This is a genomic window from Streptomyces lateritius (assembly GCF_014649715.1).
Lineage (GTDB): Bacteria > Actinomycetota > Actinomycetes > Streptomycetales > Streptomycetaceae > Streptomyces > Streptomyces lateritius.
The window spans coordinates 114885-123260 of the sequence record NZ_BMTO01000021.1 but is presented as its reverse complement, the minus strand read 5'-3'; the positions used below and the strand labels follow the sequence as shown (position 1 = coordinate 123260).

Annotated in this window: 7 protein-coding genes; 4 read left to right on the top strand and 3 right to left on the bottom strand. The window is 66.3% G+C overall.

Features of this window, described 5'->3' with window-relative positions:
* The 4 genes from IE136_RS32450 to IE136_RS32435 form a co-directional block, all read left to right on the top strand.
* The coding region (locus IE136_RS32450; protein WP_189602144.1) for a transposase family protein at window positions 1–553 on the top strand (553 nt) is incomplete at its 5' end.
* A gap of 170 nt (window positions 554–723) precedes the next feature.
* Entirely contained in the window at window positions 724–1956 is a 1233-nt protein-coding gene (locus IE136_RS32445; RefSeq protein WP_189602139.1) for a ParA family protein, read from the top strand.
* Window positions 1953–3131, top strand: a complete 1179-nt coding sequence (locus tag IE136_RS32440) for a ParB/RepB/Spo0J family partition protein (protein ID WP_189602138.1) — start codon at window positions 1953–1955, stop codon at window positions 3129–3131. The genes IE136_RS32445 and IE136_RS32440 overlap by 4 nt, the downstream gene beginning before the upstream one ends.
* Before the next feature lie 497 nt (window positions 3132–3628).
* The gene (locus IE136_RS32435) at window positions 3629–3841 is read left to right on the top strand and encodes a hypothetical protein (RefSeq protein WP_189602137.1); all 213 of its coding nucleotides are present in this window, start codon (window positions 3629–3631) and stop codon (window positions 3839–3841) included.
* Between the two features lie 16 nt (window positions 3842–3857).
* Here the strand turns inward: IE136_RS32435 and IE136_RS32430 are convergent, their stop codons facing one another.
* From IE136_RS32430 to IE136_RS32420, 3 genes are all read right to left on the bottom strand, one after another.
* Window positions 3858–6377: a DEAD/DEAH box helicase family protein gene (locus IE136_RS32430; protein ID WP_189602136.1), complete on the bottom strand. Its 2520-nt coding sequence runs from the start codon at window positions 6375–6377 to the stop codon at window positions 3858–3860.
* Window positions 6378–6977: 600 nt separating this feature from the next.
* Complete coding sequence (locus IE136_RS32425) at window positions 6978–7292, bottom strand: hypothetical protein (RefSeq protein ID WP_189602135.1); 315 nt, start codon at window positions 7290–7292, stop codon at window positions 6978–6980.
* A gap of 236 nt (window positions 7293–7528) precedes the next feature.
* Window positions 7529–8376: FG-GAP repeat domain-containing protein (locus IE136_RS32420; protein ID WP_229819387.1), on the bottom strand; the 848-nt coding region annotated here is incomplete at its 5' end.

Genomic DNA, 8376 nt, shown 5'->3' with positions numbered 1-8376 from the left:
GCGCTACGTTGACGAGGCATTGGACGTTCTGGCCGGCTGGGCGCCGGGCCTCCAGGAAGCCCTCACCGGGCTCGGTGAAGGCGACCATGTCATCGTTGACGGCAGGATCCCTACCGACCGGATCCGCGCGGACGAGCCGTACTACTCGATGAAGCACCGCAGGCACGGGATGAACGTGCAGGTCATCGCCCGGTCCGACGGCACACCGCTGTGGTTCTCCCGCGCGACGCCAGGCCGGACCCACGACCTGACCGCGGCCCGCGCCCACGGCATCCTGCAGGCCTGCCTCACCCGGCAGATCCTCGTACTCGCGGACCGTGCCTACCAGGGCGCTGGCGCCACTTTTCGCACCCCCTACTACCACCACCGCGAACAGCCAGAGCAGTACCAGCAGTTCAACCGCGACCACGCCAGACTGAGAGCCCCCGGCGAACGCGCGTTTGCCCAGCTGAAGTCCTGGCGACTGCTTCGCCGAGCCAGATGCTCCACCCGCCGCATCGGCACCATCGTCCAGGCCGTCCACACACTGCTGACCTGCAGCTATTCAGGATGAAAGAGGCTCACTGACGGGCATTCAAGACAATTCGCACGCCCCGGCGGACTTGCCTCATTACCCGGTAATGAACGAGCGGTGTCTCTCAGGGCGCGATAGTTCGTCACGAATGGGTAAGAGGTAGCGTGTTGAGTCTGCACCTGATCTTGGACGTTAGTAAGGTGTCCTCCATGACTCAGCCCGCCACCAGCGACCGCGAGAAGGTCGTCTCGAAACTGCCTGCCGTTCTACAGAGAGATCTGAAGATCCGGAGCGCGCAGCACGGCATTGAAATCCAGTACGCGGTCGAAGCTGGCATCACGGCCTGGCGCGGACTGGGTTCCAACCTGACCCCCATCGACACCTCCGGCGCCAAGTCGTTCTCCACCTTCCTCCCCGAAGGTGACTGGGATGACTTCCGCAACGACTGCTCCGCCCGCGGCGTCTCCATCGTCCAAGGACTCTCACAGTCTGTGCAGCTGTGGCTGGAGAAGAACCCCGCACCGGCCGTCGCTCGGCCTAAGCACGCGCGGCGCATCATCGTCTGCAACCAGAAGGGCGGGGTCGGCAAGACCGCGACCACAGCCGGCCTGGGCGAAGCCCTGGCGGAAGATTCCGACCAGCTGCACCCCGTCCGGATCTCCAAGTACTTCGCCGCGCTTGCCGAGGACGGCGCCGACGCCCTGGACTACGAAGACCTGCCCGGCCTTGGCCTGCGGGTCCTTCTCGTCGACTTCGACCCCCAGTGCCACCTCACCAAGCAGCTGGGCCACGCGCCCCTTCCCATCGACGGCGACAGCCTGACCAAGCACATGGCAGGCGAGGCCACAGGCAAACTGCGCGATCTCATCGTCCCCATCGAAGGCGCCAGGTTCGGCGACCGGCTCCACCTCCTGCCGGCATGCCACGACGCCTTCCTGCTCGACGTCAAACTCTCCGGCGTCCGAGCCCGTGAAGCCGCACTGGAACGAGCCCTCGGTCCGGTCGAAGCCGACTACGACGTCATCGTCGTCGACTGCCCACCCAGCCTCGGCCTCAGCATGGACGCAGCCGCCTACTACGGCCGCCGCCGCACCGAGGAGGTGACCGGCAACTCGGGCATCCTCGTCATCGTCCAGGCCGAGGACACCTCCGCCGACGCGTACGACCTCCTCACCTCCCAGCTAGAGGACCTGCGCAGCGACATGGCGCTCGAACTCGACTACCTCGGCATCGTCGTCAACCACTACGACGCACGCCGCGGTTTCATCGCCACCTCCTCGCTTCAGGCGTGGATGGACATAAAGGATCCGCGCGTCGTGGGAGTGATCGGAGATCTCAAGGAGCAGAAGGAGGCCGTACGCCTCAAGCAACCGCTCCTGGACTACTCCCCCCGCTGCGACCAGGCTGTCGGCATGCGAGCACTCGCACGGGAGATCTCATGAGCAAGGCCGACCTCCTCGGCTCAGGAGCATCGTTCACGAGCGCACGGCCCGTCAGCGCCCGACGCGCCGCGATCAACCAGGCAACCGCCGCCCCCACCGTAGGGGCACAGAACCCTTCAGAGCTTCCGCTCAACGCCATCAGCCTCAACCCGGACAACCCGCGCAGCGAACTCGGCGACCTGACCGACCTTGGCAACAGCCTTCGGGACCACGGACAGAAGACCGCCATCAGCATCATGAGCCGCTTCGCCTACCTGGAAGGCAGTCCGGGAAGAGAAGAGGACCTCGAGCCCGACACGCGGTTCGTGGTCATCGACGGCAACTCACGTCTTGCTGCGGCACGCGAAGCCGGCCTGAAAACCATCAAGGTGATGGTCGACGACACCTTGGGGGAAGACCCGAACGAAATCCTCGAGTCAGCGCTCGTCGCCAACATTCATCGACAAGACCTGGACCCACTCGATGAAGCACGCGCCCTGCAGAAACTCCTTGAAGTCCACAAGACCCAGGACGCCCTCGCCGCTCGGCTGCACCGCTCTCAGGGGTGGGTCTCACAGCGCCTGGCGCTGCTCAACCTCACCCCCGAACTGCAGCGACGCCTCGAGAACGGAGAAGAGCAGGCCAGGCTCCTGCGCCGTGTAGGCAACAAGAAACCAGAGGAGCAGGAGGCTCACCTGGCCAAGCTGAAGGCGCAGCAGGAAGAGGAGAAGAAGGCTACGAAGACCGTTGCCGCGGGACGCAAGACACCGCAGGCGCCGAACGCACACCCTCATTACCCGGTAATGAAGACAGACACGGGAACCGGTCTGTCGTCCTCCGGCGGGGGAGTGAACTCGGCCAAGCCGTCAGACGACCACCAGGCCCTCTCCTCCACGCCCGTCCCGCAGCCGCGGCCAACGAACAGCGCGGAGAAGACCGAGTCATCCTTGCCGACCGTTCGGACCGCTACGGACACGGCGACCCTGCCGTGGGCGAACGGCGCGGCCGTGATGGACGTCGTCTTCCCGAAGCTGAGCCCCGCACAGCGCGGTGCCTTCATCCAGCGGTACTTCCATCTGAGTGAGGGCGTGGAACAGGTGGCGACGGATATGGGGGCGAACCTGAACGCGGAGCACCGAGCGGCCCTGGCGGGAATCCTGCAGGAGGTCGCCACTCTGCTCGCCAAGGCCAAGTAGTCCATCGAAATGTGGCCCTGCTGACTTCACCCCATGGTGGGGCGGCAGGGCTCGATGCCCTGGACAGACCGGATTCTCGATGAGGCCCGTTCCAGGTTGACTCCGAAGTGACCTGCGGTAGTTGGAGGGCCCAGGAGCGACTTGATGTGCTCGGCGGCTTCGTCCAGGAGAGGCTTGCCGGACTCTAACCACAGGCTCGCGCTTCAACGGTCGGTGTCCGCTTTCGGGTGTGAGGTGCCCGGCAAGCACATCGAAGGGGCACGACCATGGCGCAGACGAAGTTCGACAAGCAGCTGGAGGAGACCGCCGACTCCCTCGTGCGCGGGACGGCCGGGACCTGGACGGCGTCAAGCGGACCGACGCCACGTTCTGGCACGCGGGCACCCGCGTCCTGCCGAAGGTTGAGGGTAATGTCCGGCGCCGCTCCTACAAGCCCGAGTGGCGGCGCCTGTCCTTCCGCATCGTGCTGGGGGCTGGCGTTCTTCAGCGACTCCAAGATGGGGAAGCTGGTAGCCAAGGCCCCCGAGTCCGCCCCGGTCATCGGGATTGGTGCCGGCCGCCGGGTCGTCTCCGTCGACCTGGACGCCGAGTCCCCGCACGAGTCGGCAGGGGGCCGCGCGGCCCGGGTGCGCGCCGAGTTCGACGCCCCGGGGAGGGAGCGGGGAACTCGACACAGTTGGTCCGGCTGCCGGGCGCCCACGAGAGGCTGAGCGCCCGGCAGTCCCGTCAGGCGGTGGCGCGCACGGCCTCGGAGTAGGTGTTGAAGAAGTTCCCCGTGAGCTTGTGCTGAGTCAGCTGGACGGAGACGGCCTGCTCGTCCTTCCAACTACCCGGGTTGGCGGCAAGCGCGTTGGCGAACTTGGTGACGGCGTCCCGCAGCAGCTCGAACCTGGCCGGGGTGACCACCCGCATGCCCGGCGGCGGAGTGCCCTGGACATCGCAGGTGCGGCTGGGGTGCAGCATGACGGGCAGCGCCTTCACGTTCCTGTTGATCTCGTTGAGCCAGCGGACGCTGCCTCCGAGCTGATTCAGATCCTTCTTCGCGATCGTGTCCGTGACACACCCCGTCTTCAGCTCAATCACCGCCTGCTCGGCAGCCGAGAGAGCCCACAGGTTGTCCGGGCCCTTGCCGTACTGCTTCTCCGGCCGGGTGCTCACGAACCCGAGGTGAAGTCCAAGCTGCTCCCATGCGCGTTCGGCATCATCGGAGCGCTCTTCCTCGCCCCACACCACCTCTTCCAGGAGGCGCTTGACCCCGAGGACCAGGTTGGTGCCGTCGGTGTACTTGGCGGAGAGAAACCCCGCAGCCTCGCGGGCCTGCACGGCTGCTGCCTTGATTTGGGTGACAGCCACACCGTTCACGGGCCGAAGCACGAAGGGATTCTCATCCAGGGCGCCCATGAGCGCCTTCTGTGCGAGTGCCTCATCCGCGAAGTGCAGGTACGCGGCCTTCTGCTCCTTTAGCCAACCACGCAGCTGTTTGTCGTTGAGCTCGTTCACGGTCTTCTGCAGACGATCAGCCGCCTGCATGTACCGGCCCGTTGCCGCGAGGTCGAATGCTTCGCGTAGTGCGATCGCCTCCGGCCGTACGGTTCCGTGCTCGGCGTACCGCACCTCGGCGACGGCTCGCCGGCCGCGCTGCACCCACCTGGAGTCGCGATTCAGGCAGGCACGCAGGGCCTGGCGAACGGCGTCGAGACCTTCGCCGCGGATCTGGTTCGCGATGTCCCGGCTGAGCTTGAGTTGTGCCTGTGTCGCGGGGGAGAACAGGCTCAGGTGGAGCTGTTCGCTGATGGCGACGGCCAGATTGGCGCCGAGAAGCAGGACCGCGCAGTAGTCATCGCTGTCGCGTACACCTCGTCCCATGCCCTGCTCGATGCGCTGGACTTCTCGGGCCAAGCGCACGGAGCTGTCGGCCAAGGCGACAGCTTCACGCCGTTCGACACCGTCCAGGGGGCGGGGGATTCCGTCCAGAATCAGCAGCCGGCAGGCGTCTCCGGGTAGGTCCACACCGTCGTACTTGTTGACCAGGACGACCAACCCGACGTACCCGGCCTGCAGCCGCTCTACCCCGGCCTGAAGATCCTTGACTCGATAGGTTGCATCGGCGTAGCCCTCCCAGGCCGCGGCGGCCTTGTCGCTCGGGACGAGAACCACGACGTTGACCGGGTCCGCTTCTGCCTGGCCGTCGCCGTCCTGGTCGCCATCGGCGAACTGGCGGGCCAGCTTGCGTACGGCGATGCTGTCCAGCTTCGGGTTGAGGGCGAGGGGTGCCAAGATCATCCGCTCGCCGAGGTCGGATGCACTTCCCGGTGTAACAGGGCGCGCCACGAGGCCGGGATCGGCGAGGAAGTCCGTGACCAGCGCACTGTCGTCAGCCAGGGTCGCAGTCAGGTAGACACGCCGCCGCGCACCTACGAAGGACGGGACGCGGTCGATCGGTGGGCACGAGGGGCGGATCTCGACGCCCCTCGCTGTAGCCGTAGCGAGGCACAGATGGAGATTCTCGGCGATGAGCGGCCACACGAACTTGAAGTCGTCGTGGTTTCGGTGCGGGTGCAGGATCTTCATGACCCTGGACTTCTTGTCTGCCCAGGCCCAGAAGGGAATCGGTGCGAGAGCCGTCCAGTCCCTGGACTGCAGCTCCGCCCAGGCCTTGGCCGACTGATGCTGGATCTCGTCGCCGAACAGGTCCAGGAGCTCCTGGTACGCAGGATGCTCCGTGGGGACACGCAGCCGGAACTGGTCTTCCGTTCGAGCAAGCGCGGCGTGCGCGTCGTCGACGACGACGATCCCCAGGTCTATCCGGTCCCGGCCATCGCCGACGACGCCGAACACAGACTTGCCGTTGATCAACTTCTGGTAGTTCGTCACCAGGACGGCTTCCGATGCCAGGAACGCCGGGTCCTGCGGGTCGTCCGTGGTGGCGATACTCAGCTTGGCTGCTTCAGCGCGCACCTGCTTCACCAGGTAGTTGTCCGGGGCCAGGTACACGGCTTTGCCGATGCCCTCGTTCAAGGTGCTCTGGGCGATCAGCAAGCCGACGGCGGTCTTACCGCCGCCGGTGTTCTGCTTGATCACCACGTCGCGATCATTTCGACGGTGGTCAAACCACTCGTCCAGCACCTCTCCCTGCTCATGGCGAAGGTAGCGCCACGGGCGGTTGGCCAGCCCTGCGAAGATGTCACGAGGCCGAAGGATCGCCTCGTCGTCACCCATCCCGATACGGTCCCAGTCCAGTGCCATAGGCACCCCTCCCCAGATGCACTGCGGGCGGCAGACAGCCGGCCCGGAGGCCACCATTCTGGATGGAAACATGCGGTGCTGTGTTGGAGATTTGACCCTCTCACTCTCCACGTCGAACCGGGGCTACCGCACGTGCAGGACGCGCGGTAGCCCTCGCTGCGCCCCTTGCACGACCGCCTCGGCTACACCTACGCCGGGCCGTACCGCAACGAGCCCGGTGGGCCGGTCTGCAACCTTGTGTTCAGCGTCGACACTGAAGCCGCAGGCCCGAGTGGTCTTACTCGGGATTGGGGTACCGCCGTCCTTCGGCCCCCGAGCGACGTCCGCATACACGCGCACCTCAACGTGTTCCTCGCCGGGAGTCCGCTTCAGTCGGCACGGCCCGCTGGACAGGAACAGGTCCGAGATCCGGTGGGGCGCTTCGACCGCGGCCTTCTCGCTGCCTCGGATCTCGATTGTGATGAGGCCTTCGTCGTCGCTCATGCCTGCGGAACCGCTGCGGGCATCAGCAGCCTGCGCTGCGGACCCCCGTCCGCTCTGGGCGCGGCCGGCTTACGGGTGCTGATAATTGGCATCGATCGGCGAGGTTCGCGCTCGGGTTCAGCCGATGGTGTCATCGCCTGCCAGCTTCTCCCTGTTCCGAGGCGCGTCCTGAACCCACATGGCACCCAGATAGACGAGCCCGGCGACGATGATGGCACCGTCACGAACGGTGGTGTTCCAAGGGAGCACACCCCCGAGCCAGTAGACGACAAGCCCGGCAGCAAATGTCAGGTTCGCCCAGCCGTACAGACGCGGGCGCAGGATGTGCCGACGCTGCCAGGGGATGAGCCAACCCGAGCGAAGCGCCACGGCTCCGCTGACACCGGCGTACAAGGCAATCAGACAAACCACAGTGCCGACGTACAGGAGCATGGCTCACTCCTCCTTTGGTGCGGGGCACGGCATGTACCTCGAGCGATGGCACGTGCGGGCTGCGGGCGTCGGGCATGTTGTGCTCCCCGCACGAGGATGATCCCCTGCGGGGCGTCTCAACACGAGGCCACTTGGCGAGCAGACCTGCCCCCTGATCCAGGGGCTGAGGGAGGAGGGGGTCTGGAGCCGCAGGGCTCATAGGGAGAAGACCGTGGGAGCCCTGCAGCGACGTCGGGTCAGAAGATCCGGTTGTAGATGTTCCAGCCGGTGCCGGCCTGGGTGCGGGTGGTGAAGGGGGTGGTGGGGTTGCCGGTGCCCTTGTACAGCCACAGCGCGCCGGATGAATCGCGGGCGATGGCGTCGGGCTTGCCGTCGTCGGTGAGGTCTCCGGCGAGGGTGAGCTGGCTGTAGATGTTCCAGCCGGTACCGGCTTTGATACGGGAGGCGTAGGGCGTGGTGGGGGTGCCGGTGCCCTTGTAGAGCCAGAGGGTGCCGGTGGTGTCGCAGGCGAGGAGATCGGCCTTGCCGTCGCCGCTCAGGTCGGCGCCTGCGGCGAGGTGGTTGTAGATGTTCCAGCCGGTGCCGGCTTTGATTCGGGCTTTGAAGCGGGCGGCGGTGGTGAGGTTGCCGGTGCCGGGGTAGAGCCACAGGACGCCGGCGGTGTCGCGGGCGAGGAGATCCATGTATCCGTCGCGGTCGAGGTCGCCGGCGCCGGTGAGCTGGTTGTAGATGTTCCAGCCGGTGCCGGCTTTGACGCGGGGTGCGTAGGGCTTGCCGGTCACGCGCTGGTAGTCGTAGTACCACAGGGTGCCGGTGGTGTCGCGGGCGACGACGTCTCCCAGGCCCTGGGTGACGGGGGAGGGCTTGGTGTCGCCGCGGTAGTAGAGGCTCTGCTTGTGTGGGGAGAGCGCGGCGAGTGTGTTGTAGGTCTGCCAGCCGGTGCCGATCTGCTCCCGGCTGTAGAGGGGCGCGTTGGCGTTGCCGGTTCCGTCGTACCACCACAGGGCACCGGAGCTGTCGCGGGCCAGGACAGAGTGAAGGGGGAGCACGGGCTTGCCGAGTGTGGCGAACGGGGCGCTCGTCC

Bases quoted from the DNA above. Each gene is read 5' to 3' on its own strand.
- IE136_RS32425 (WP_189602135.1), bottom strand. From the start codon at position 7,292: ATGCTCCTGTACGTCGGCACTGTGGTTTGTCTGATTGCCTTGTACGCC.
- IE136_RS32440 (WP_189602138.1), top strand. From the start codon at position 1,953: ATGAGCAAGGCCGACCTCCTCGGCTCAGGAGCATCGTTCACGAGCGCA.
- IE136_RS32430 (WP_189602136.1), bottom strand. From the start codon at position 6,377: ATGGCACTGGACTGGGACCGTATCGGGATGGGTGACGACGAGGCGATC.
- IE136_RS32435 (WP_189602137.1), top strand. From the start codon at position 3,629: ATGGGGAAGCTGGTAGCCAAGGCCCCCGAGTCCGCCCCGGTCATCGGG.
- IE136_RS32445 (WP_189602139.1), top strand. From the start codon at position 724: ATGACTCAGCCCGCCACCAGCGACCGCGAGAAGGTCGTCTCGAAACTG.